General features: G+C 45.6%; 18 protein-coding genes. 7 read left to right on the forward strand and 11 right to left on the reverse strand.

The window, feature by feature from the left end; all coding sequences use genetic code 11:
* Positions 1 to 453: 453 nt before the first annotated feature.
* Positions 454 to 657: a hypothetical protein gene (locus AC55NX_RS18920; RefSeq protein ID WP_059121916.1), complete on the forward strand. Its 204-nt coding sequence runs from the start codon at positions 454 to 456 to the stop codon at positions 655 to 657.
* A 138-nt stretch (positions 658 to 795) separates the two neighbouring features.
* Here the strand turns inward: AC55NX_RS18920 and AC55NX_RS18925 are convergent, their stop codons facing one another.
* From AC55NX_RS18925 to AC55NX_RS18970, 10 genes are all read right to left on the reverse strand, one after another.
* Complete coding sequence (locus tag AC55NX_RS18925) at positions 796 to 1314, reverse strand: phosphoribosyltransferase (protein ID WP_476487280.1); 519 nt, start codon at positions 1312 to 1314, stop codon at positions 796 to 798.
* A gap of 100 nt (positions 1315 to 1414) precedes the next feature.
* Positions 1415 to 2167 carry an SDR family oxidoreductase gene (locus AC55NX_RS18930; protein WP_496997147.1) on the reverse strand — a complete coding sequence of 251 codons (753 nt, stop codon included), beginning with the start codon at positions 2165 to 2167 and terminating at the stop codon, positions 1415 to 1417.
* Positions 2168 to 2313: 146 nt separating this feature from the next.
* Entirely contained in the window at positions 2314 to 3108 is a 795-nt protein-coding gene (locus AC55NX_RS18935) for an alpha/beta fold hydrolase (protein ID WP_496997148.1), read from the reverse strand.
* Positions 3109 to 3178: 70 nt separating this feature from the next.
* Positions 3179 to 3415, reverse strand: coding sequence for a helix-hairpin-helix domain-containing protein (locus AC55NX_RS18940; RefSeq protein WP_496997149.1), 237 nt, complete (start codon positions 3413 to 3415; stop codon positions 3179 to 3181).
* A gap of 238 nt (positions 3416 to 3653) precedes the next feature.
* Positions 3654 to 5483: a M4 family metallopeptidase gene (locus tag AC55NX_RS18945; protein ID WP_496997150.1), complete on the reverse strand. Its 1830-nt coding sequence runs from the start codon at positions 5481 to 5483 to the stop codon at positions 3654 to 3656.
* A gap of 688 nt (positions 5484 to 6171) precedes the next feature.
* Positions 6172 to 7146, reverse strand: coding sequence for an ABC transporter ATP-binding protein (locus AC55NX_RS18950; RefSeq protein ID WP_496997151.1), 975 nt, complete (start codon positions 7144 to 7146; stop codon positions 6172 to 6174).
* Positions 7143 to 8117 carry an ABC transporter ATP-binding protein gene (locus AC55NX_RS18955; RefSeq protein WP_496997161.1) on the reverse strand — a complete coding sequence of 325 codons (975 nt, stop codon included), beginning with the start codon at positions 8115 to 8117 and terminating at the stop codon, positions 7143 to 7145. Before AC55NX_RS18955 ends, AC55NX_RS18950 begins: the two co-directional genes overlap by 4 nt.
* A 26-nt stretch (positions 8118 to 8143) precedes the next feature.
* Positions 8144 to 9034, reverse strand: coding sequence for an ABC transporter permease (locus tag AC55NX_RS18960; protein ID WP_496997152.1), 891 nt, complete (start codon positions 9032 to 9034; stop codon positions 8144 to 8146).
* A gap of 10 nt (positions 9035 to 9044) precedes the next feature.
* Positions 9045 to 9998, reverse strand: coding sequence for an ABC transporter permease (locus AC55NX_RS18965; RefSeq protein ID WP_496997153.1), 954 nt, complete (start codon positions 9996 to 9998; stop codon positions 9045 to 9047).
* Between the two features lie 11 nt (positions 9999 to 10009).
* Positions 10010 to 11794, reverse strand: a complete 1785-nt coding sequence (locus AC55NX_RS18970) for an ABC transporter substrate-binding protein (protein ID WP_496997154.1) — start codon at positions 11792 to 11794, stop codon at positions 10010 to 10012.
* Between the two features lie 807 nt (positions 11795 to 12601).
* On the opposite strand from AC55NX_RS18970, the gene AC55NX_RS18975 reads away from it, so the two are divergent.
* Both AC55NX_RS18975 and AC55NX_RS18980 read left to right on the forward strand, forming a co-directional pair.
* On the forward strand, positions 12602 to 15058 hold the full coding sequence (locus tag AC55NX_RS18975) for a beta-glucosidase (RefSeq protein ID WP_496997155.1): 2457 nt from the start codon (positions 12602 to 12604) through the stop codon (positions 15056 to 15058).
* 414 nt (positions 15059 to 15472) lie between these two features.
* The gene (locus AC55NX_RS18980) at positions 15473 to 16516 is read left to right on the forward strand and encodes a helix-turn-helix domain-containing protein (RefSeq protein ID WP_496997156.1); all 1044 of its coding nucleotides are present in this window, start codon (positions 15473 to 15475) and stop codon (positions 16514 to 16516) included.
* Between the two features lie 119 nt (positions 16517 to 16635).
* Here AC55NX_RS18980 and AC55NX_RS18985 read toward each other — a convergent pair whose 3' ends face one another.
* Positions 16636 to 17244, reverse strand: coding sequence for a Yip1 family protein (locus tag AC55NX_RS18985; protein WP_496997157.1), 609 nt, complete (start codon positions 17242 to 17244; stop codon positions 16636 to 16638).
* Positions 17245 to 17490: 246 nt separating this feature from the next.
* Here AC55NX_RS18985 and AC55NX_RS18990 point away from each other — a divergent pair, with 246 nt between their 5' ends.
* The 4 genes from AC55NX_RS18990 to AC55NX_RS19005 are packed head-to-tail and all read left to right on the forward strand — an operon-like array spanning position 17491 to position 22620.
* Positions 17491 to 19035 (forward strand): pyridoxal-dependent decarboxylase, encoded by a 1545-nt coding sequence (locus tag AC55NX_RS18990; protein WP_496997158.1) that lies wholly within the window; start codon positions 17491 to 17493, stop codon positions 19033 to 19035.
* Entirely contained in the window at positions 19032 to 20036 is a 1005-nt protein-coding gene (locus tag AC55NX_RS18995; RefSeq protein WP_496997159.1) for a ligand-gated ion channel, read from the forward strand. Before AC55NX_RS18990 ends, AC55NX_RS18995 begins: the two co-directional genes overlap by 4 nt.
* Positions 20033 to 21478 carry a PDC sensor domain-containing protein gene (locus tag AC55NX_RS19000; RefSeq protein WP_496997160.1) on the forward strand — a complete coding sequence of 482 codons (1446 nt, stop codon included), beginning with the start codon at positions 20033 to 20035 and terminating at the stop codon, positions 21476 to 21478. Before AC55NX_RS18995 ends, AC55NX_RS19000 begins: the two co-directional genes overlap by 4 nt.
* A complete protein-coding gene (locus tag AC55NX_RS19005; RefSeq protein WP_059121900.1) occupies positions 21475 to 22620 on the forward strand; it encodes an MFS transporter in 1146 nt (381 codons plus the stop codon). The genes AC55NX_RS19000 and AC55NX_RS19005 overlap by 4 nt, the downstream gene beginning before the upstream one ends.
* Positions 22621 to 23569: the final 949 nt, after the last annotated feature.

Here is a 23569-nt window from a genome sequence, read left to right on the forward strand (position 1 = left end):
TCATTCTGTAGCCCCAAGAGAAACGTTGGACTCGATTGGAAAAAACACGAAATCACTATCTATTTGCTGTAATGAGTGTATAGTGCCCCCCAGCTCCTAAACGTGAGCTATTAATGAAACATATAGTTCGAGTATCTTCTTAGTTTTCTTTCGAGTCATTTCGTTATACAACTCCTGTAGCAACTTATTCTTTATCTTCCATTAAATAGTCTCATTTTTATCGGTTTAGGTGAATGATGAATCCTGAAAATATAAGCGTTTTGGGTGTAATAGTCACAAATAATTGACAATAGTGTCATTTTAGAGTTGTAAATAATAATGAATATCGGTGCTGGAATGTATAAATTGCGTATTCAATTTATCTATGCGTTGATGATTTTGATAAAAATAAAGTGACTCTAAATTTCATGTTTACCCACTACCTTTACGAAATTTGTTTAGAAAGGAACAAGAATGAGAAAAAAACGCGATAAATCTCCCAAAAAGCATAAGAAAAGTGGCTATGAAGCGAAGTTTGAAGTGATGGTTAAAGAATACCATAGTGCCCAAGAAATCCTGAATGGCATGGCCGAGGATTCCGCTGACTACGCTAAGCAGAAAAAACACTGTGAGTCTCTTTTTGCCAGCGCTGAACGCTTCTTTAAACAGCATCAATAATCCGATAAGCATCTACTGAACTGACTTTTGTCATAATGATGTGTCGGTATCCCCCACTTCCACATCATTTTGTCTCATCCTTTCTTTCCTAGAAAAACAGCTAAGACAATCATTTATATACCATTATGTTGAAATCGGCTACTTGACCAATTTGGATACGTAAGGAACATTTCTCAGTTTATCCTGCCAAGGTAAGCCATATCCGACGAGAAGATCATCATTTTCCATTTCGTATGCATAATATTGAGGTACAGAAATATCAACCCGACCTGGTTTGACAAATAATGTTGCAATTGAAAGGGATTTGACGTCATAGTGTTTAAGCACGTAACTGACTAATCTTTTCATTGTACCGCCGGATTCGATTGCATCATCAATCATAATGACATCCTTGCCTTGAATCGGAATGTTTTCATGGAACACGATCGGTGAGTTATTATGGCTATCTCCCGGGGTGTGAGGGCAAGAAATATAATCCATTTTGATGTCGAAATTTAGCTCGCGCACTAGGTCTGCGGTAAACAAAATCCCCCCGGGAACAATGGTAATGACAACCGCATCTTTGAATTGATGATTCAATTGTTCAGCAACAGTCTTTACTCCCGCCCGAATTTGCTGCTCACTTAAAACTAACTCACCAATATGTGAAGATTTCATCCGATGTTCCTTTATTCTCGTTTGTAGCATAAGCCTGATATGATGAACAAAATACGCAGATGTCATGGCGAATACTGTCAGTGGTGGGTGAGGGGATGCGTTATAAGCCCCCGGTTAAATCCAAATAGTTTCCTGTGGAGAATGATGATTTTTCACAGGCTAGCCAATAAATTGCCTCGGCAACCTCTTCAGGTAAACCGCCTCTTTGCAGAGGAATGACACTTTTTAGTCTTTCAATGCGCTCAGGCTCACCACCGTCAGCGTGCATATCTGTGTAAATAAAACCGGGACGAACACAATTTACCCTGATCCCTTCCGCTGCAACCTCTAACGACAACCCTTTGGTCAAGGTGTCAATTGCTCCTTTTGAGGCTGCATAATCAATATACTCATGAGGCGATCCCGAACGTGCGGCCCCTGACGACACATTAACGATCACGCCACCTTGTCCGCCACGACGAGTTGACATGCGTTTGATCGCCTCCCGGCAGCACAAAAAGTAGCTAGTGACATTATTCGTCAGGATGGTATTGATTCTGTCAGCGCTCATGTTTTCCAAACGCATCTGGGGTTGTAATATACCGGCATTATTGACGAGTGCCGATACGGCCCCTAATTGTTGATCCACCGTTTCAAACAAACGCAGCACATCCGTTTCGAGAGAAACATCAGCTTGTACGGCGATACACCGTCCTCCCTGAGCCGTAATCTCTTGTGCCACATGATTGGCAGCCTTTGTATTGGATTTATAGTTGATACAGACGGCGTAACCATGGTGAGCGAAAAGTTTTGCAGTTGCAGCACCAATGCCCCGGCCACCGCCGGTAATGATTGCAACGTTTGGATGGTTCATATTTTCCTTTCAAGCTGAAGAGTACGTCGGGCCCGTTTGGAGAGCGTGGCCATCATACTACCACCGATGATGCTAAATTGAGAATCTGGACCCATGCATTTATTTTTTATCAATATTTCGATTTTAATGGAAAACTATTCCGTGATTTAGATGGATGTTACATGAGTGGAAGCGGATTTATATTGCGATAAAAATTGATGTAACATTTTTCCCACTAACTCGGGGGATTCTTGATGGGCGGCATGAGCCGTCATGGGAATATTGGCAAATGCTGCTTCTGCCATTTGCGACTTTAATGACACCGCTTCATCAAGTGAAAATAAGAAATCATTGTCACCACGCATGATCAATGTCGGGCAACGAATTTGTTTCACCAGCTCGAACGGATAACCGGATGTTGTGGTATCAAGCCATACGTTTTTTACGGCATCAACGAGTTTCGGGAAATCTGGCTCCGGATTTGATGCATGGTAAGCCGCCACATCGTCAGCGAACCGTTCTGCCCAAAAATCTGCTGTCAGTCCGTTGAATATATCAATGGATGGATCGTCTGATTCCAATCGCCAATGTGAACCTAACGTCACCAGACAAGCGACTTTTTCCGGTGCCTGCGCTGCTAATCGATAACCGACAATCCCACCGTCACTAAAACCAAAAATTGAATAACGTTCAATACCGAGATAGTTGAGAACACTTTGGACATCTTGCTGGTACTGTAAGTAACTGAGCGGCAGATCACCGAGCAGAGACTTGCCATGCCCCCGAAAGTCGATGCTGATCAAGCGATAGTCTGGTGCAAGATATGGGTGGATGGGAAACAGATCGTGTTGTGAACCAAGACCACCATGTAACATCACTAATGGCTCACCATTCGGGTTTCCTGAAAGTTCGTAATAAAGAGAAGCACCATTTATCTCGATATAACCAGATTGACTGATCATGTCATTTCCTTGTGATTTGCGAATGCACTGTTCAAATATACAGTGGTTTGTGATAGTTGTGAAGCCTGAATCACAACCCTGCTTTTGCCCGTTGGATAGCCGCTTGAATTGCAGCCTTCGCTTGTGGGCTGTTTTTCCAGCAAGTCGTTTGCAGCATGGCAGCGACTCTTTCCGCAATTTCATCCGCTTCGTATGTCGCCAAATCGGCAAGGTTATCGATTCCAATTTCTTCGAACCGTTTTATAACAGTCGGACCAACGCCTTTCACTGACAAAAGAACTTCTCTTTCCGGTGCAGAAAACGCCATAAATTACCTCTTAATGAGCCACTGGATATCACTGTTTCAGTACCTGCCTAACAGGGAACCTAGATATTTAACTTGAATCGCTGTTGTGTCACACTTCATTGGTGACAAAATTTAAAGCTTCGTTACAAATATTGATAGATGATTTGAGCGATGGGGCGGTTATAAGAAAGCGCATAGAGAGTTCTCCATGCGCTTTTAACTTCATTTAAATATCGAATAACCGATATTTAATCCAGTTTTATCTCAAACTCAGTGTCACACCAGAGTATGCTGTGTAGCCATTCAACATGATATAGTAAGTTGAACCGCTGCGAGAGTTGATTGAGCATGACTCATTGTTACCGCTTTTATACGGACGGCAATCATATGAGCTTGTGCTTGGGCGGCTGCCGGATTTTACATAGAGATCCACATCACCGCTACCACCTGAGGTTTGGACAGTCATGGTTGAACCATCACCTTTAAAGGAGTAGTAGGTCTGTGAGCTACGGTTACCAGATAAAGTGACAGACTGACCTTTGCTTAGCACGTTATCGGTTGATGGGGAAGAGCTACATGATGCATTGACACCAACCGTGTTGAATGCACTGGTGATATCCGAAGTACTGTAGCCGAGATCTTTGGCTGCTTTAGAGACACCACAAGCGGCTTGATCAAATGTTGCAGTCGGTGTCCAGTATAATTGGTTTGCAACAGCAAAGACTTCGAAACCTTTACGGACGTTCCAGCCTGATTTGTTTGACAACAGGTAGAAAGCCCGGTTGAAGACACCGCTAGAGTAGTGGACGTTCAGACCATTGTAGTACTCAGAAGCGTTGTCGATTGAGCTGCCATCGCGGGAAGGTTGATCAAAATAACGCAGTGCGCCAGAACCTTTGGTAATATCAGCACCGATTTTCCAGTCAACGCTGCCTTTCATAAAGTATTCAGCTGCTTCACCGGCAATATCAGAGTATGCTTCGTTAATACCACCAGACATGCCTTCATAAACCAGACCGGAATTCTGCTCAGTAAAACCGTGACTGACTTCGTGGGCACTGACGTTCAGGTCAACCAGTGGATAGAATTTTGTGGCACCGTCACCATAAGTCATACTTGAGCCATCCCAGAATGCGTTTTCATAATTCGAGCCATAGTGAACGCGCATGGTAAGTTGGAAGGTCAGCGGTGCAGTGTTCAGCCAGCTCTGATACATATCGAAAACAACTTTGCCGAAGTAGTGCGCATCGTTCAATGGTGAGTATGCACCGTTGATCGCTTTGTAATCGTTGTAGTTCGATGATGTTGCACATCTGTAGCTGTAAGCGGTGCTACCAGACGTTTGTCCATTAAGGTTCACCGTCTTAACAGCACTGTTATTCATGGTACAAGTTGAGCCTGATTTATTGATGATGAACCCGGGAAAATCTGATCCGTAGTTATATTTACCTGTTTTGCTGTTCCCGCCGGGGCCTGTGCCTTCTTCTTCGACATGATTCAGACCTTCCCAAGTCTTGATGACATCACCGTTGGTTGCATCGATGAAGAAGAATGGGCGCGCCGGGTGATTACCAGCGACGAAGAAGTCAACTTGGTAAACGAGCTGTGCGTGATTGTTTTCGTCAAGCCGTACCAGCAGTTCCGCTTTTTCATTTTCAAATTCAGCGTCACTGGCAATGACAGTTTGTTGTTGGTAATAAGCTTTTGCCAGTGAAATCGCTTCTTTGAGTTCAATTGCTGGTGATGCGTTGGAGAGATCGTCTGCAATCCCTTGAGCGATCACACCATAAACATCGGTTGTACCTGAGACGGCACCTTTCGTCACGGTTGCAGCGACTGAAGTATCAAAGACCGGAATACCCATATAAGTCTGCTGATAACGGACTTTCACTTTACCATTTGGCAATGTGACTTGTTTGACTTCTTTGAAGCCTGTTTCCAGAGGTACAACACTGTGAGCTTGAGTGTTCAGAACTTGATCAAGCTGTGAACTATCATTCATTGTGACCATTTCTGCAGCGGAGACTGGCAAGGCAGCAGTCAGACTAGCTGCAAATACCCAATGTATGTGACGTTGTATTTTATGCATTTCTCAATCCTAGAGATTTGTTCTTAATTAATTAATTTCTGAAATGTCAGCAATTAACCCTATTGCGATCGCTAGTGCGACAAAACGCATAATAACAATGCTGAACATTTTTAATTTCGTCCAGTGTTTAAGGTAAAAAAAAACAAAAAAAAATTTATCTATGTCTATAAAAATTTACATATTATCAAATGTAATCGATTGAATGTTGAAGTGAATAAAACTCATACTTTTCTTGAGGTTAGGTAGTGTATAGTGTTTGGGCTAATTAATATTTTTGTGACAATTTATAGGAACATAAATATATCAATAGTGAGAAGTTGCTATTTTATTTTTTCTTTTAATTATAAATGTATTATCTATATTTTTATCACAAAGGTTTTTGGATGGTCCGATATTTATCATCCTGTGAAATATACTATAGATATATTTTCCATTAATGAAAGGAAATTCCGCTTAACTATTTGTAATAATTAGAAATATTGCTATACGTAATTGGTTGTGTAAATCTTGTATTAAATGTAATGATATTGTTTTGTTGTGAATGCAAGCGGATATTTGGCGTGGGTCGACATGTGGTTTGTGACGGTGAAACAAACAACCATACTCACAGCCGGGTAGATGTGAGTATGGCTGAGCGGCAGAATTTGAAGGTATAGCGTCGGACTAACTGCCCTCTGCCTCTGTATTATCAACTTGCCGGATAAAGGTGACACGCAATCCAGTGTTCATCTTGCGTTTGTGTGAGTGTCGGAGACTCGCGAGAGCATCGTTCTGTTGCATACTTGCACCGAGGGTGGAATGTGCAGCCGCCGGGAGGATTCAGAGGTGAGGGGATATCACCGATGAGCGGTACATGCTCGGTATTGTGCGTTGGATCCGGAACAGGGATTGCGGATAACAACGCTTGCGTGTAGGGGTGCTTCGGCTGACGATAGAGTACTTCCGCAGGTGCTCTTTCAACAATTTTACCCAAATACATGACCCCGACCTCATCGCAGGTGTGTTGCACGACAGCCAGATCATGGGCAATGAACAGAAACGAGATGCCTCTGCTTTCCTGAAGATCGGCAATCAAGTTGAGAACCTGTGCTTGCACGGAAACATCCAGCGCCGAAACTGGCTCATCGGCAATAATCAGTTTCGGCTCTAAAACGAGAGCCCGGGCAATACCGACACGCTGGCGTTGTCCGCCGGAAAATTCATGCGGATAACGATTGAGCGCCTGAGGACGGAGTCCGACGGTATGCATCACCTCGGCAATTTTTGCTTCGCGTTGTGCAACAGTCCCAATCTTATGAATATCCAGCGGTTCGCGAAGAATATCATGGATAGTCATCCGAGGGCTCAGAGAGGCAAATGGATCCTGAAAAATCATCTGCATTTCTCTACGCATTGCTTTGAGTTCTCGGGCATTCATTCGGGTAATATCTTGTCCCGAGATGGAGATGTCTCCGGCTGAGGGTTCAATCAGGCGCAAGATACAGCGACCCAAGGTTGATTTCCCACATCCGGATTCTCCGACCAACCCGAGGGTTTTTCCCTGATGGATCTTAAAACTCACATTATCGACGGCTTTACAAACTGATCGGGTTCGTTTAAATAACGACTTTCCGGTGTGGAAATGTTTTTCTAATCCTTTGACTTCTAACAATATATCACTCATCGGGATGCCTCTGATATGTGAAAACATGCCGCTTGATGTTCTGGCGGTCCGGTCAGGATTGGTGCGTTTTGGCGACATGTTTGAGTGACACGGTGACAGCGGTCGGCAAAACGGCACCCTGTCGGCAGATGGAATAAATCGGGCACCATACCTTCAATGGTTGGCAGACGAGCAATTTTCTGCTGTCGAACGACCGGAATCGATTGGAGGAGTCCTTGGGTATATGGATGTTTCGGGTGGCTAAAAATTGCCTTAACCGGCCCTTGTTCCACCACTTCACCACAGTACATGACCACAACACGCTGACAAGATTCAGCAACGACTCCTAAATCGTGCGTGACCAACACCATTGCCATGTTCAATGATTGTTTTAACTGCTTGATTTCATACATAACCTGCGCCTGAATGGTCACATCGAGCGCGGTAGTGGGTTCATCGGCCAAAAGCAAGGCGGGACGACAGGAGAGCGCCATGGCAATCATCACGCGTTGCCGCATCCCACCGGAAAGCTGATGCGGATACTCCCGAATGCGCTTTTCCGGGGAGGGGATGCCAACCATACGGAGCATTTCCGTTGCCCGGACTGCGGCCTGTTTACGAGAAATCTGCTGGTGGTTGCGAATCACATCTACCATTTGAGTTTCGATTCTCAGCACGGGATTCAGGGCGGTCATCGGTTCCTGAAAAATCATCGAGATGTCATTGCCTCTCAATCGCCGATAGGCTTTTTCATCCATGCCAACCAGCTCTTGTCCCTGAAAGCGGATACTGCCGGAGACAATTTTACCCGGCGGGCTTGGGATGAGCCCCATAATTGCCAGTGAACTGACCGATTTTCCGCAACCGGATTCACCGACAATGGCGACGCTTTCACCGGGCATCACCTCGAAACTAATCCCGTTGATTGCGCGGGCGGTACCTTTATCGGTCTGAAAATCGACTGTCAGACCATCCACTTTGAGTAATGGCACAGTCGGAACTGGATTGTCTATCGCGTTCATGACACCTTCCTTGGATCTAACGCATCTTGTAGCGAATCTGAAAATAAATTGAATGCCAGTACCAGCACGAACAACATGCCGGAGGCGGCGAAAAAGTTACAGAAGTGCCCGGAGGTGACTTCGGTACTGGCTTCTGCAATCATCAGCCCCCAACTGATACTTTCTTTCACGCCCAGCCCGAGGAAGCTCAGGATCACTTCACTCTTGATAGCGGTGATAAACAGTAAGGTCATTTCAACCAAAAGAATATGGCTGGTATTGGGCATTAAATGGCGGAAGATGATGCGGTAAGTCGGCACACCGAGCGCGTGGGCAGCTTCGGTGAATTCCATATTTTTCAGTTTGATCACTTCTCCGCGAATCACCCGGGCGGTACCGGTCCAAAATGCCAGCGTCATCGCGGTATGCATCGCATAAGGATTGCCCGCCATCGCGACGGCAATGGCAGCCACCAGTAAAAAATAAGGAATACAGTCGATACAGTTCATCACCCACAGAATGAACTCATCGAGGATTGAGCCTGCATAGTAGCCCATCAGAGAGCCGGTCAGAGCGCCAATCGTTGTGGCTAATATCGCGACTACCAACCCGACCTCAAACGCCGTTTTGGTACTGTAAATCGCACGTTGAAAAATATCTTGCCCATTGATGGTTGTCCCGAACCAGTGCTCAGCACTGGGCCCGCTGTGTCCCGATGTTTGCAGCACATCCCATTGCTGGGCAATCAGGCCGAACCAGACCAGAATCGCAATGACAAAGTAAACCAGTACAATCGATAGGCTGATCATCCCGATGCGATCTTTGCGGAATTTCTGAATGCCTTTGGACCAGAGCGACTCTCGTTTCAGCGATGTGTCTTGAGCCTGTGTATGAATCGTTTCAGTCATCGGATGTCCCTTATCTGAGTGAGATCCGTGGATCAACGAGTTTGTAAAGAATATCAACCGTACTCACGATGACGATAAATACCAGCGTGAGAAGGACGATAACCGCTTTGAGCACAGGCAGATCACCGGTGGTGATAGCGTTGTAGGTAATCAAACCGACACCGGGAATGCCAAAGTAACTTTCCAGTAATAAAGACCCGCCGATCATCACGAACGGAATGGAAAACACAATCCGTGTCAGGATCGGAATCAGGGCATTCTTCAACACATGTTTGAATAACACTTGCAGATGAGAATGGCCGAATGCTCTGACGGTACGAATATGGTCCCGGGTCATTTCTTCGACAAAAAGGGCACGGTAGAACCGAGTGCTGTATCCGACCGAAACAAAAATCGAGCACAGTGTCGGCACCGTTACATAGTACAAATAGCTACTCAGGGAATTGACTTCCCATCCATACACCGGAAACAGGTTAAGCCCGTAACTGGAGCAGAAAATTAATTGCAGCATGATGATGATGATGAGGTAAGAAATACTCATCCCGATCACCGAAGAAGACATCACTAATTTATCTGCCCAACGCCCGCGGTGATGCGCTGCGAACAGACCCAGCGCAATACTGATCAAATGGCCTAAAATAAATCCCGGCAATGCCAGCAGTAATGAGATCGGAATCGTCCGCTCAAGCACCGTGGTTACCGACTCACCACTGGAGTCGGAATAACCAAAGTCAAACGTGATGACTTGATGGATATAGTGCAGATAACGAATCCAAAACGGCTGATCATAGCCAAGCTCATGACGAATCGCGTTAATCTCTTCAACCGTCGGATTACGTCCCAAGAGATCATAGGTTTTATCGGGGCCGAAATAGACCATCAGCACAAAACTAATCAAGGTGACGCCAAAGAGCAGCGGCAGACTATAAATCAGTTTCCGCAGACAATAACGGAGCGTATCCATGTTTTACACCTCTACTGAACATCAACATATTTGAGGTAGTTGCCGAGGATTTCCCGTTGTGGCCACATCGTGACATTCTTGTGCCACATGCGAACCCGGGTACGGGAGAAGCTGCCGATGCCCACACAGTCATCGATTAAGATTTGGTTGAGCTGATGGTAGATAGCCGTCCGTTCTGGCCCCGGTTGCATGACCGCTGCTTTCTCAAATAACGCGTTGTATTGTGGGTTATTGTAGTTTGCACTGTTAGAACCGGGAGAGCGGTTTGGTCCGTAGAAGAGTTGCAGGGTGTTTTCTGCATCGGGATAGTCCAGCCCCCAGCCCATGGGGATCATCTGAGTGCGACTGTTCTTGATATCCCGGTTGAAGTCACCAAAGGTGGCATAAGCTTTAAATTTGATCTTATTTTTCGGATAGCCGATTTTCATCAAATTGCCGCGGAACTGTTCGAAGAACTGTTTATAGCGAACGCTGGAAGTTGCCGGATAGTAAAGAACCGGTAAATTGTGCGCGTTCCAGCCGTTTTCTTTCAGCAGTTTCTTCGCCCCGGCAATATCCTGGGTAATAGAGCTTTTGTCCAGATTCGGATCGAAAGCATCGGTTCCGGGAACAATGAAACCCGGATAAGCTTCACCGAGCCCTAAATAAAAGCGCGAGACACGCTGCGGCCAGTCAAACGACTTGATGATGGAACACCGCAGTGCTTTATTCTGTGCATTGGTTTTCGGATCATCTGAATAACCCAAATATTCATCGTCAAAGTTGAAGACGTTATACACCATGCCGGCTTCACGTTGAACGCGGAAGTTATATTTTGCGGCATATTCCGGTTTGAGTGTGACTGGATGCTTAGATGCCAACACGGTATCGAGCTGTTCATTTTGCAAAGTGGTATTGACGATTTCATTGCCTTTGCTGAATGAATTCCACCGCGCAGACTGTTGTTTGACCCAGTTGACTTCGACGCGATCAACTCGTGGGAGTGTTTTCCCGTCCAGCGCTGCAACGCCCGTTTCGCCGTGAACTTTCGGATCGTAGCCTGCTTCGGCAAGATGGAAGACTTCATGACGATAGGTTGGGTTTCTCACCAGTACGGTTTTGGTTGAATCATGGGAGATTAATTTGAATGGGCCACTGCCGACCGGATGGGTGGCAAATTCACGGCCATACTTTTCGACGGCTTCATGCGGGACGAGCGCGGAATAACCCATTGCTAAAGTATAAACCAGTTGCGGATAGGGCTGCTCCAGCTTGATTTGAATCGTGTACTTATCCGGGGCACTCAGACCTTCAAGGGGTTTACTATAATCCGCGCCGGCTTCTTTCCATGCTTCTATACCCGCAATTTTATTCGTCCACAGCCAAGCGCCTTGTGAGCGGTTGGCCGGATCAAAGTGACGCTTCATTGAATAGATAAAATCGTCAGCCGTGACTTCTCTGCCTTTGCCATCGGGAAATGCCGGATCATCGACAAAATGAACGCCCTGCTTGATATGAATGGTATAGGTCAGCCCATCATCGGAGACCTCGGGCATTGCGGTCGCGAGATTAGGTTTTAATTCATACGGGTTCTTCAAATATTTATATTCGTACAAGGTGTCGTATACCGCGGTGACGATGGTGTTGCTGTAGGTCGTCCCGGATTGGACCGAATCAAAGTTTGTCGGGGTTCCGTCTTCAGAAAAGCGCAACACTTTGGTTGCTGCTGAGGTGGTCTCTGCAAATACCGGCGTTCCGACATAAATAAGAGAAACCGCAAGCGCAGCGGCCAGCGGGCGTAATATCAATCGTGACATACAAATTCCTTTTGTATTTTGTGGTTGTGTTGGATATGAAATCGATCATGGATAGATTGCATATCAAACGCTATATCAGCCATTGCTGAAACATACTATAAAACACAAGGCATCTGCACTATGTCAATAATTGTGTGCAAAATATGAATAAAGCTGAATTAAATAGTGTGCTTGATCACAAAAAATAACGATATTAAAGAGTGTTACTCAAATAGAATCGGGTAAAAATGTGCTTTATTCCACCACGGGAATTATGTGAGTTGTGAATAGAGAAGTTAATTATCTGATCGATATGATACGTTATTCATATATAAATTCATTCGTTGGCCGGGATAGTCATTGGTTTGTTCGGTCAGGCAAAGATCACGATAGTTTAGGTCCACTTTGATTAATGCGGATATATTCATTGTTATTGTGATTTTATATTTCATTCAAAGATGAAGCGACGATGATTTTATTATTATTGTACGGTTTTAATTTTTAAATAGTTAATATGTTAAATAGACAATGACAATATTTATCAGATAATGTTCGCCACTTATCATGCGTTGAGTTGATGCTTTGCTACTCTGATAATAATCACACTTTTCACTAATTCTCTCATATGCAAAAAAAATCACCGACAGGCAAAAACATCATTTATGAAATCAATTAATATACTGTTGAACATCATATGACCTATGGGAAATTCGGCCTTTATTCTGAGGTCTCCTTGTGCGACAAGGATTGAAGGCACCGTGACCCTACCCTCAAAGTAATTGGGACATACAGGTATCTGAAAGGAATAACTTTAGTATGGAATTTAAAATGAAGAAAAAAATACTTGCGACAATTATTTCATCAACGCTGTTCGTCAGTTACGGATTATTTTCGGTTAGTGTTTCGGCAAAAACCGACCCCGTTCAAACATCAGTAAATAGCGAACAACTCAAATCAGAACAGGCTCAGACAGATTGGCATAATGATATTAATATGTATGACATTTTGGCGAAGGATATCGTCGCCAGAATGACGGATGAAGAAAAGTTGAAAATGCTAGTCGGTGCAGGGATGGACCCTGATAAAGACACTGTGATTAATTTAAAAGCGTTCGTCAATGGTGTGGCCGGGTATATCCACGGAGTTTATGACCAAAAACGTCGTTTAGATGTTCCGGCACTGAAACTCGCTGATGGTCCGGCTGGTATCCGGATTGATCCAACGCGTGACGGTGATAATCAAACCTATTATGCCACCGCATTTCCCAATGGTGCATTGATGGCATCAACGTGGAATCCCGAATTAATTCATGAAGTCGGTGAAGCCGTTGCCAATGAAGGAAAAGAATACGGCGTCGATTTCTGGTTAGCCCCCGGGATGAATATTCAGCGCAACCCGCTCAATGGGCGTAATTTCGAATATTATTCAGAAGACCCGTTGGTGAGCGGTATGATCGCCTCCGCAATGGTGCAGGGCGTGCAGAGTAAAGGTCTGGCCACGACGATTAAACATTTTGTCGCCAATAACTCAGAAACGAATCGCTTCTTTATCAATGCGGTGGTTACGCCACGTGCGCTACGGGAAATCTACCTGCGCGGTTTCGAATATGCGGTCAAAGAATCTCACCCATGGGGCATTATGTCATCATATAATCAGGTCAACGGCACCAATAGTGGCGAACGTGCTGATCTGATGACGGATATTCTGCGCCATGAATGGGGATTCAATGGGTTAGCGATGAGTGACTGGTTCGCTGGCTACAACCCGATCGACCTCCTCAGCGCCGGTGTTGATGTGATTCAGCCCGGTGGTGAAAACCCGGTCGTTCCCGGTTTAGGTGATTGGGGGAAATATGTGGTTGAAGGCTATAAAAATGGCGACTTAACCAAAGCAACCCTTGATAGAAATGTACAACATATCGTCGCGCAGGCTTTAAAAACACCGTCTGCCAAACATTATCCCATCTCGAACAACCCCGATCTGAAAGCTCATGCGACCTTGGCTAAACAAGTTGCGAATGAAGGGATTATTCTGCTGAAAAATCAGAATTCGACTTTACCGCTTGCGACGTCACAATCGATTGCTTCTTTTGGTATCACCCAGATTAATACTTTGAAAGGAGGAACCGGTAGCGGTGATGTCCATCCCGATCATGTGACGACCATTATCGACGGGCTTGCCAAACAGTTCCCGGTGAATGAGTCGCTGGCATCTTTCTACAGCGATTATTTTGAAGCCAATAAAGTGATCTCGAGCGATAGCTTGGGTGTGTCAAAAATCGTCAGCTGTACAGAGCCTTCCGTGACGGATTTGGGCGCACAAATCAACGGTGCCGCACAAGATAGCGATGTCGCCGTTATCACCCTCGGACGTGTGGCCGGTGAAGCGGCAGATCGTAAAGCCGAACGGGGAGACTACTTACTGTCTGACACTGAACTGGGGCTGATTTCCGAAGTATCAAAGGCTTTCCATTCTCAGGGTAAAAAGGTCGTGGTGGTTCTGAATATTGCCGGTGTGATTGATATGAGTGAATGGCAGGATCAAGTCGATGGGATTGTACTGGCTTATATGCCGGGGCAAGAATCCGGTGACGCCATTGCCGATATTATCTCCGGTGAAGCGAATCCAAGCGGCAAACTGGCACAAACCATTCCATTGTCTTATGCGGATGTCCCGTCTTCGACAACGTTCCCCGGTGTCGATGAAAATCACGACGGTACATTGGATCATCAATATTACAATGAAGATATCTATGTCGGATATCGTTATTACCAGACGTTTAACAAAGAAGTCGCTTATCCATTCGGTTACGGATTGTCATACACATCATTCAACGTATCACACACGCAAGTGCTCATGAACGGGTTGAATCATCGTCATCCGAGAAAAGGGGTAATGCTTAAAACCGTGGTGGCGAATACCGGTGATGTAGCCGGTAAAGAGGTGGTTCAGGTCTATGTTGCCGCACCGGAAGTGAAACTGAAAAAACCTAACATTGAACTGAAAGCATTTGCGAAAACAAGAGAACTGGCACCGGGAAGATCACAACGGATGGTGCTGGAAATATCACCTCAAACGTTGGCGAGCTTCGATCCTGATAAAAATCAATGGATTGTTGAGCCGGGTACTTATCAGGTCTATGTCAGTCAGTCATCCGATATTAGTTCGGCCACACCGGTTCAGTTTGTCGTGCGCAAAGAAATTGTGGTTGAGAACACCACTCCGGGCGCACTGGCTTTAGAGGAAGGCGTTACGGCAGCTTCATTTGTCACTGTCGCGGAATAAAACGCGTCATTACATCCTTTGGCGGGCTCAGCCCGCCTTTTTTATGCGTTGAATATGGTGTTGAGTCTGAATCACGGATGGAAAAAGCCTGTCATATGAGTAAGAAAGCCATTGATAATAACAATAGAGTTATTAATGGTGATGTACATTATGATTTATACTGCACATTTATATTTTGCTGTTGCGTCGTATCACTTTATCACCCATCGATATCTTTTCTGAGAATGGATCTTTGTTAAATTGGCACAAGACTCGTGCGGACATGTGTGCTTCTGTGGTGGGCTGAGCGGAGAGACATGTTGCCAGTGAGACGGGATTTGTCAGGCGTTATGCCTTTGATATGTGGGTGAATCGGGTGGTCAAACTGATTCGGACAAATGATTTTGTTTTTAAAGTTTCAGAGAAAGAGCAACGATGAACGGCAGATATGAGAAAAGTGTCTCTAATGTATTAGCTCGCAATATGATTCAACAGTTGTCGCTACACGATATTGATATTCATACGATTTTAAGACGCTGTGGTATCAGTGAGTATGAACTGAATCGACCCAATGGCAGGCTTACCGAGCGAACCCATTACCAGTTTATGCTCGAAACGATGAAATATAATCGTTATATCTATGAATCGTCGTCGATTCAGTCGTTATTTAACACGTTCCCCGAGCTGATTGGTTTATGCATGAACCAACCTTCAGCGGTTCAGGCGGTAGAGAGTTTTATTCGCTACCGGATGCTGATCGGTAATTGTGATCGCTGTGATCTGAAAGTCGAGGGTAACCGGCTCAAGCTGACATATATCGATGACGGCCCCGAAGAACTATCGACCAGTGCATTAGGAAATTTCATCATCTGCCGGGAACTGCTCAAAGTTTATTTACCGGTAATGTCTGTACAGGCCAGCCTGACGCATGTGGGGTCGCTCTCCCGGCATATCGTCAATGATTGTCTGGAAACACAGTGTTTATTGCATCAGTGTGAAAACTATTTGATTATCGAAAGCCCTGCTCTGCAAGTGACCAATCACAACTTTAACCCACAACTCAATCAGCTACAAAAAGCGTACTTAGAAGGGTTATGCCGTCAGATCGAACAACAGCAAACATTTGCTGTGGTGGTGGAAGAACTGATTGAGTCGCTGCTGTTGCAGCAGCATATCTACAACGAACATTCCGTGCTCCAGTGTGTGTGCAGCCATTTAAAAATGAGCCGTTGGACACTGAACAATAAACTACGGCAAGATAATCAGTCTTTTACCGATGTACTGAACCGGGTGCGGCTGAAAAAAGCCTGTGAATTGCTGGTTGAAACCCAGAAAAGTATTAAAGAAATTAGCGAGTTAGTTTACTTCTCTTCGCAGGCAGTATTTTCACGGTTTTTTCGGCTGCACGCCAATATGTCGCCGCTCCAATATCGCAAGAAACTGGCAAACTGCTTACCTTCAGCCATTGGCGTTTCTTAAACAGGAGCTGAATCGAGATCCGGAGACATCACCACACGACCCGGTAAGCAGCAACGACTTCTCTGTCATGGGGGCCGTGTGGTCTGTTGAGTGGTGCCTGAGGTATACCTGAGGTATGATTAAAAGAACTGCCAAACAACACTGTGTTCAGACCCCATACTCCACAGGAGTACCACCACTGCCAGTAATGCTTCCAGAATCAACACACCGACACCGAGCGTTGTTCCTGAGAGAATAAAACCTTGTTTATTGCTGATCCCCAAAAAGCTGGGCGTTCCTTTATACAGCAGATAAGCGGTATAGATTACGCCACCGATCATGGCGAGCAGGCACAGCCAAAACACCGGATAAATGGCAAAAATACCACTCAGGAACATCGGTGTGGCAGTGTATCCGGCAAAAATAGTACATTCACGTTGTGTCGGACGATTAGGAATCTTGCGGGCGAGCCAGTAGATCAGGCTACCGACAAGACCGACCGCGAGCAAAATTAAGGCATAAAATGCCACACCGAGTGCCAGTCCATTCATCAGAGAAACTTTGTAGGTCTCTTCACCACCAAATGTCCACCCAACTTGCGTTGTCCCGATAAATGAACAGACCACCGGAATCGCTGCCATCCATAGTACATGGTGTAGATAGAGGTGACTGATCGTTTTGTGTTCAGCATTAATTTCACGCCATTCGCGTTCCGGGTGGTGTAATAATCCCCATACATGATTACTCATCGCTAGCCCCTTATTTCCTATTGTCAGAATGACTTTTACTGTTGCATGAAATGGTTAAATATTGACCACTATCAATCAGTATAGACCGAACCCTGCAAGGACACACAATCAGAATCATTTACATTTGTCTCCCCGTTTAGCCTCTCTGTTTCACCGCGAAATTGTGCGGCTATCTCTTTAATCTGTCGCTATTTACATCGACAGAGATTGATGTCGTGAGTCGTAATCAAAGAGGTAATGAGAGCAATGCAGCAGAAATTAGCAATCGGGGAAAGCTGTTTGAGTGGCGCTGATAAAGAGGCGATCTTGTCAGACTATTTTATGGCACTGAATCAGCAAAAGGCATCTTTTTTGGGATATCAGACCAACCAACAGGTCGAATTCCCTTCAAGGCTGTTGCCTTTTCTTTCCTTGAACTTGCTTAATCTCGGTGACGGATTCGAAGAGGGCAGTTATCGGATCAATGCCAAGCAATTTGAACGGGCAGTGCTGGACTATTATGCACAATTATGTGGTTTTGCCGGATCGCATACGCAGCGCCGGTATTGGGGATATCTGACCGCGATGGGCTCGACGGAGGGGAATCTTTATGCCCTCTGGAATGCGCGGGATTTCTTACGGGGATATCCGGTTGAAGGTTATGCCGATGCCGTCCCGACTGAGCATCCTCCCGTGTTGATCTGCTCGGGGGCGACCCACTATTCGATTCATAAAGCCAGTCAAATGGTTGGTGTCAGCTTATTCCATGAGATCGGACCGCAGCTGGGCGTATGCCCGATTAATCAGGGTGACTGGCAGCAACCACTGGCTGTTGATGAAAACGACGCCGTGATCATTGAAGATTTATACGCATTGGTCGAATTCTTCACCACCGCACAGCATCCGATTATTTTAGTGTTGAATCATGGCGCAACGTTCAGCGGCGGTAGTGATGCGATTTATACGATTCTGACGCATTTGAAGCCACTACTGGGCAAAAATACGCCCCAACAGCGGCGTTACTGGATCCATGTTGACGGGGCGCTGGCTGCTAACTTTTCACCTTATTTGCATGTCGGGTCAGCACCTTTTTCTATCACACGTGAGCCCAGTGAATTTCGTCACCCGGAAGTGATGTCTTTGTGTACCAGCCCGTATAAATGGCTGGGGATGCCGTGGGCTTGCGGTATTTATCTCATGCAGGAACGTTACAAAGTAGGTTCATCGGCCCGGCCGGTTTATATCGGAAGCCGGGATTCGACCGTGTCCGGATCCCGGCAAGGCATATTTTCCCTTTATCTGTGGGATCTGCTCGTCACGCTGGGCAAGGCTGGCTTGCAACAACTGGCCGATGCCAATGAACATCTGGCGAATGATACCCAACACCGAATTGTCCGGTTGTTTCAGCAGTTGGATCCGGGCGGTAAACAGCTGCATGTCATGCCGCGACCACGGCACAGTAATATTGTCCGCTTTACTGCGCCCGGCCCTGCGGTGATCGAACAATTTTCTTTGGCGCAGAATGATGTGTTGATCGGTGGGCGGTTACAGCGGATGTGTCATGTAGTCATCTTGAGCCATGTGACCCAAGCGGCGATTGAACGATTACTGGATGCGCTTGCCCACCCCAATGCTTTCTCACTTCCGTCCCGACTTCAAACATCCCGACCTCAGAATCCATTGACTGATCTGCGGTCCATGCGCCATCGCTATGGTTTTGCTCCAGATGATGAGGTTTTGGACAATGGCGTGTCTTCAGAGCCCGGAGGGTTTGCAGAGACGCCCGTATTACAAGCGGAGCGTTTTCTATGATCAAAACAGAGATACTTGCGGTATTTGCCAGTCTGATGTGGTTTTGTTCTCCGACACTCTATGCCCAATATGTGGTTGATACGTCAGTCTCGATTAACAAAATCTATGGTGTGAATACAGTCGATCAGACTTATAAAGTTGACGGTTATCTGGTGACGTCTTGGGATGAACCCGATCCGACTTATCGGCCCGCCAGCGGTGAGCAGGTTTATGAAAATCGTCATGCCGAGCAACTGATGAGTGATGGACTATGGGTGCCGGCATTTGAGTTTATCAATATCATCGGCCAGCGCCAGACTGCCAACCGACGGGTGGTGATCTCCGCCGATGGGCGCGTGACGTACAATGAGCGCTTTCAGGGGCTGTTCACGACCACGATGGATTTTCGGCAATTCCCGTTTGATCATCAGACTTTTGTGCTGATGATGGAACCATTTTCCTATGAGCAGAAGCAACTCATATTTGGTTCGGCTCGGATTAATGTCGAAGCACTGGAGAATCAAGCACTCAGCGAATGGCAAATGCAAGGAGAGCCTCAGGCACGTGTGAGTCGCTCGAATTATGCTCACTTACAAAGCGGCACCTTGAGTCACTTTTCGCGTTTAACCATCAGTATTCAGGCATTACGTAAACCCGATTATTATCTCTGGCGTTTCATTTTACCGCTGTCTTTGATCTTAGTGGCGTCGTGGGCCGTTTTTTGGATTGAAGGTTTTTCTGAACGTCTGATGACCTCTTTCACCATGATGCTCACGGTGGTCGCCTACACCTTTTATACCAGTAGTCTGTTGCCGAGGCTGCCATACACCACCTTGATCGAGCGGATGGTGATCATGGGATATGTCAGTATTTTTGCCGCAATTATGGTGATTGTCTTTGTCAAAATCCGGGCCGAGAAAGGGCGGCCGGTCGAATATGTGATCCCGCGTTGCCGGGTCATTTTCCCTACCTTATTTCTCATTGCCATGAGTGTATTAATCGGGGTGAACAGCGACTTATGAAACTCTCTCAATCGACGCGAACATTGTTTGATGCCACCCTTGCGGCGGCTGTCTTCATCGGGTTATTAGGCATCACCACTTATCTGTTATATGCCAAATCTGTCAGCGCACTCGAAGATCAGATTAAAGCCGGACTGATATCAACCGTCAGTGCGTCGGCAACCACTTTAGATGGTGACATCCATCGCCATTTTCAGGCAGACACATCACCGGACGATCCTGAATATCACACCATGGCGATGCATATGGAACGCATACGGCAGGCCGCAACTGATGTTCGGTATATCTACACCTGTATTCTCAAGCCTCAGGGGGTCTACTTCGTGGTCAATCCCAGCCCGCAGAATGACGGTGACGGAGATGGGGTGCCGGATCCGCCACCAGCGTTAATGACACTCTATGATGACGCACCTCAGGAATTGGTGGCGGCACTGACACATCAGGAAATCAGTGTTTCAAGTGTGCCTTATCAGGATCAGTGGGGCACCTTTATCAGTGCTTATGCCCCTTTTTATGACGCGCAAGGGGAGTTTGTCGGCGTGTTGGCGATGGATTTGGAGTTGAGCGGTTTTTATAAGCGGCTGAGTCAGATCCAACGCGTATTCGGCAAAGCGAAGATCATCATTTTGTTTATCGGGCTGATTGCCGGTCTGGTGGTTTGGTGGATCCGTCGTGCCCATGTGAACAATCTTCATGCACTGGAAACAACGAAGATGCAAGCCGCACAGACCTTGGCGCACATGCGTTATCGTCGCGATGTACTGCTGGAAGTGGTGCGCTATTACTTTCATCTGTTCGCGGAACGATATCCCGATCAACCGACGGACCGTGATCGACATAGTAGCGGCATAAGCGACTATCTTCCTGAGCCGACTAATTCTGCAAATCTGACCGAGGTTTCGGAGCCGGTTAATACTGCAGAACGCCACCATCAGGCGGTTTATGGCTATGCGTTGAGTTTTGGTGACATGACGACGGTGATTGAGTCATTTTATCTGACGGATTGGTTCGACAAGCTGAATACGGACATCCAACAGGGTGGGTATGCCTCGCATCAATGGCTGGGTGATGAGATGCAGCATCCCGTAGAGGGAGATTGCCAAGTCCTGCTGGATACTTTTTGTGAGTTTTACCATCGCCTCAGTCAGCTTTTGCAGCAATCGGTGAGCGCACAGACTCAGATCGCGCAAGAAAGTCTCGCACATTGGCAATTAGCGACGGAGATTTCAATTCAGGATGAGATGCAATGGACCCGATGCCGGCGGCTATTCAAGATTGCAGCTGCGCAGGATATGACCCATCGGTTGGCGGCTTTATCAACAACCGAGCTACATCTTTTAAAAGTCATTTATCTGCTGCAACAGTTAGGAAGTAAACTGACGCTGACGGAAGACGGTGTGTTGCGGATCACTTGGCAAGTCAGCAAGGAGCACAGCGAATGAAAACCTATGCACCGATGATACTTATCATCGCAACCCTACTGGTTCAGCTCTCCTCCGGCATTAACTATGTCACGATACCTGTGGTCATGGATGAGCAGGGGATTGGTAATACGGCTATCGGGATCGCGATGGCGTTTGAAATTATCGGTGTTCTGCTGTTTTACCGCCCGTTGAGTCGGTATCTGAGCCACTTCGGTATCTTGATTTCGTTGCTGATATTAACGTTATTCAGAGCCCTGAGCTTACTTCTGATGGCTCATGCAGTGCACTATGGTTTATGGCTGATCGGTATTTTTAGCTATGGTTTGTCAACGGGGATGCTGCTGGTGTTACTCCAGACTTGGCTGAATATCAGCGTGCAAGGCAAAGCGAAGGGTTTAACCATGGGGTTGTACTCTTCAGCGCTCTCTTGCGGTATTGCTCTAGGGCCGATCATCGTTCAACTGATTCATCTCACGATAGACTGGCGGTTTGAGACCGGTGCATTGATTACGTTGTTGCCGTTACTGCTCTGTCTCGGTTTAAAAGCAAGGGGACAAGCGATGCATCGCTTGGGAGTTGTCCGGTTCAGTTTTGCTTTCCGGCACGCCAAAATTATTCTGGTGGCTGCGTTTGTCGGCGGGATTAGCTTTTTTGGTTTGCCGGGATTTCTGACCTTGTACGGGTTACATAATGGTTTGTCTGAACCACAAGCGCAGCTACTACTGACCATGTTTATGATCGGTAGCGTCAGCCTTGGTATCCTCATGAGTGCTTTTGCTTCGATTTTGAACCGACGAACGGTGGTGTTGTGCTGTATTTTTGGATCTGTGGTTTGTGCTGTTTTTCTGTCAATGGCCGTCTATGCGAAATATTGGGTTGCGTTGGTATTACTGTTTGTCTGGGGCGGTTGTATGGGTGGAATCTACGGGATTGGTCTGACGGTGATGGGAGAACGCTTTTGCCAACAGGATCAAATGTCTGCCAATATGAGTTACACCCTGATGGATTCTTTTGGCGGCATTATCGGTTTACTGCTGATTGGCGCAATGCTCGATACATTTGGTTCAGAAGGCATGACCGCGGTATTCATGGTCTTTGGCTGCCTGCTCCTGATGTTCGCGGTGTACGAGATGTTGGCACCCAGACGGACATACGAGTAGATCGGATAACCATACAAATAGAGCCAGTGATTGTCTTGATTATGCCTTCCGGAGCGGATTTTTCGCAAAATGCGAAAAAATTTCCATTTTGAGAAATTATTATGAGTCAATATGCTATAAATTGATTTCTTAATAAATAATATCCAATAAAAACAATGGATTATATTTATATAAAAAGTTGGCATGTATAGTGCATTAGTAAGAGTGATCCTTTTTAAGCCGAAGGATCACCTAGCCAACTGACGTTGTTAGTGAACCAAATTTGTTCATATTGATAGCCAATCACGGTCTTGTGATTGGCTTTTTTTATCCCTGTTTATTTATCTGCCCGGCCCGATGTTCTTGACGGCCTTTTTCAGGTCAGTTCCCCGTTTACCGTAAGAGTCACTGTGACAATTTTGATATTGGTCATGTTGTGGTTCGCCGGGTGTCTTTAGCGGTTATCAGGTTCACTTCTGGAGGCATTCATACTGTCGCAAAGAAAGCGAATTGAATATATCATTCTGAAATTTGGTTAAGTTTGAATAAAAGAAATATTTAATCGAAAATGGAGCGAGTAAAAATGTAATTATGACTACATAAATTAAGATGTTTTACATCGACATATAAGAAAAATAACAAGAATTTAAATAGAAATTTTCACTCGTAAATTGTGTATTTAACTCTGATTGCTTCAATTATATACTATGGGTTATAGTGTGAATTTGTTTTTAACTATATGAAATTTAATCTTATTTTAAATCTAACAATAAATGATGTTAAATATTGAATCTTTCTCCCAAATAATTATTTAAAGTGAGTGTTGTTATTATTTTTTTTTGATAATTGCATTATCAAATTACTTTTTATTTTAAGTGTGTTCATCTTCGGAAATATTTGTATTGTCCACTCTGAATATGACTTCTACAATATTAGTCACTTAACTCTATTAACCATAAAAGTAGTGTGT

The sequence above is a fragment of the Vibrio rubrogenes genome, assembly GCF_059641415.1.

Coding starts and splice junctions, on each gene's coding strand:
- AC55NX_RS18945 (WP_496997150.1), bottom strand. CDS start 5,483: ATGCATAAAATACAACGTCACATACATTGGGTATTTGCAGCTAGTCTG.
- AC55NX_RS18935 (WP_496997148.1), bottom strand. CDS start 3,108: ATGATCAGTCAATCTGGTTATATCGAGATAAATGGTGCTTCTCTTTAT.
- AC55NX_RS18940 (WP_496997149.1), bottom strand. CDS start 3,415: ATGGCGTTTTCTGCACCGGAAAGAGAAGTTCTTTTGTCAGTGAAAGGC.
- AC55NX_RS18985 (WP_496997157.1), bottom strand. CDS start 17,244: ATGAGTAATCATGTATGGGGATTATTACACCACCCGGAACGCGAATGG.
- AC55NX_RS18995 (WP_496997159.1), top strand. CDS start 19,032: ATGATCAAAACAGAGATACTTGCGGTATTTGCCAGTCTGATGTGGTTT.
- AC55NX_RS18925 (WP_476487280.1), bottom strand. CDS start 1,314: ATGAAATCTTCACATATTGGTGAGTTAGTTTTAAGTGAGCAGCAAATT.
- AC55NX_RS18950 (WP_496997151.1), bottom strand. CDS start 7,146: ATGAGTGATATATTGTTAGAAGTCAAAGGATTAGAAAAACATTTCCAC.
- AC55NX_RS18960 (WP_496997152.1), bottom strand. CDS start 9,034: ATGACTGAAACGATTCATACACAGGCTCAAGACACATCGCTGAAACGA.
- AC55NX_RS19000 (WP_496997160.1), top strand. CDS start 20,033: ATGAAACTCTCTCAATCGACGCGAACATTGTTTGATGCCACCCTTGCG.
- AC55NX_RS18965 (WP_496997153.1), bottom strand. CDS start 9,998: ATGGATACGCTCCGTTATTGTCTGCGGAAACTGATTTATAGTCTGCCG.
- AC55NX_RS18970 (WP_496997154.1), bottom strand. CDS start 11,794: ATGTCACGATTGATATTACGCCCGCTGGCCGCTGCGCTTGCGGTTTCT.
- AC55NX_RS18930 (WP_496997147.1), bottom strand. CDS start 2,167: ATGAACCATCCAAACGTTGCAATCATTACCGGCGGTGGCCGGGGCATT.
- AC55NX_RS18920 (WP_059121916.1), top strand. CDS start 454: ATGAGAAAAAAACGCGATAAATCTCCCAAAAAGCATAAGAAAAGTGGC.
- AC55NX_RS18980 (WP_496997156.1), top strand. CDS start 15,473: ATGAACGGCAGATATGAGAAAAGTGTCTCTAATGTATTAGCTCGCAAT.
- AC55NX_RS18975 (WP_496997155.1), top strand. CDS start 12,602: ATGAAGAAAAAAATACTTGCGACAATTATTTCATCAACGCTGTTCGTC.
- AC55NX_RS18990 (WP_496997158.1), top strand. CDS start 17,491: ATGCAGCAGAAATTAGCAATCGGGGAAAGCTGTTTGAGTGGCGCTGAT.
- AC55NX_RS19005 (WP_059121900.1), top strand. CDS start 21,475: ATGAAAACCTATGCACCGATGATACTTATCATCGCAACCCTACTGGTT.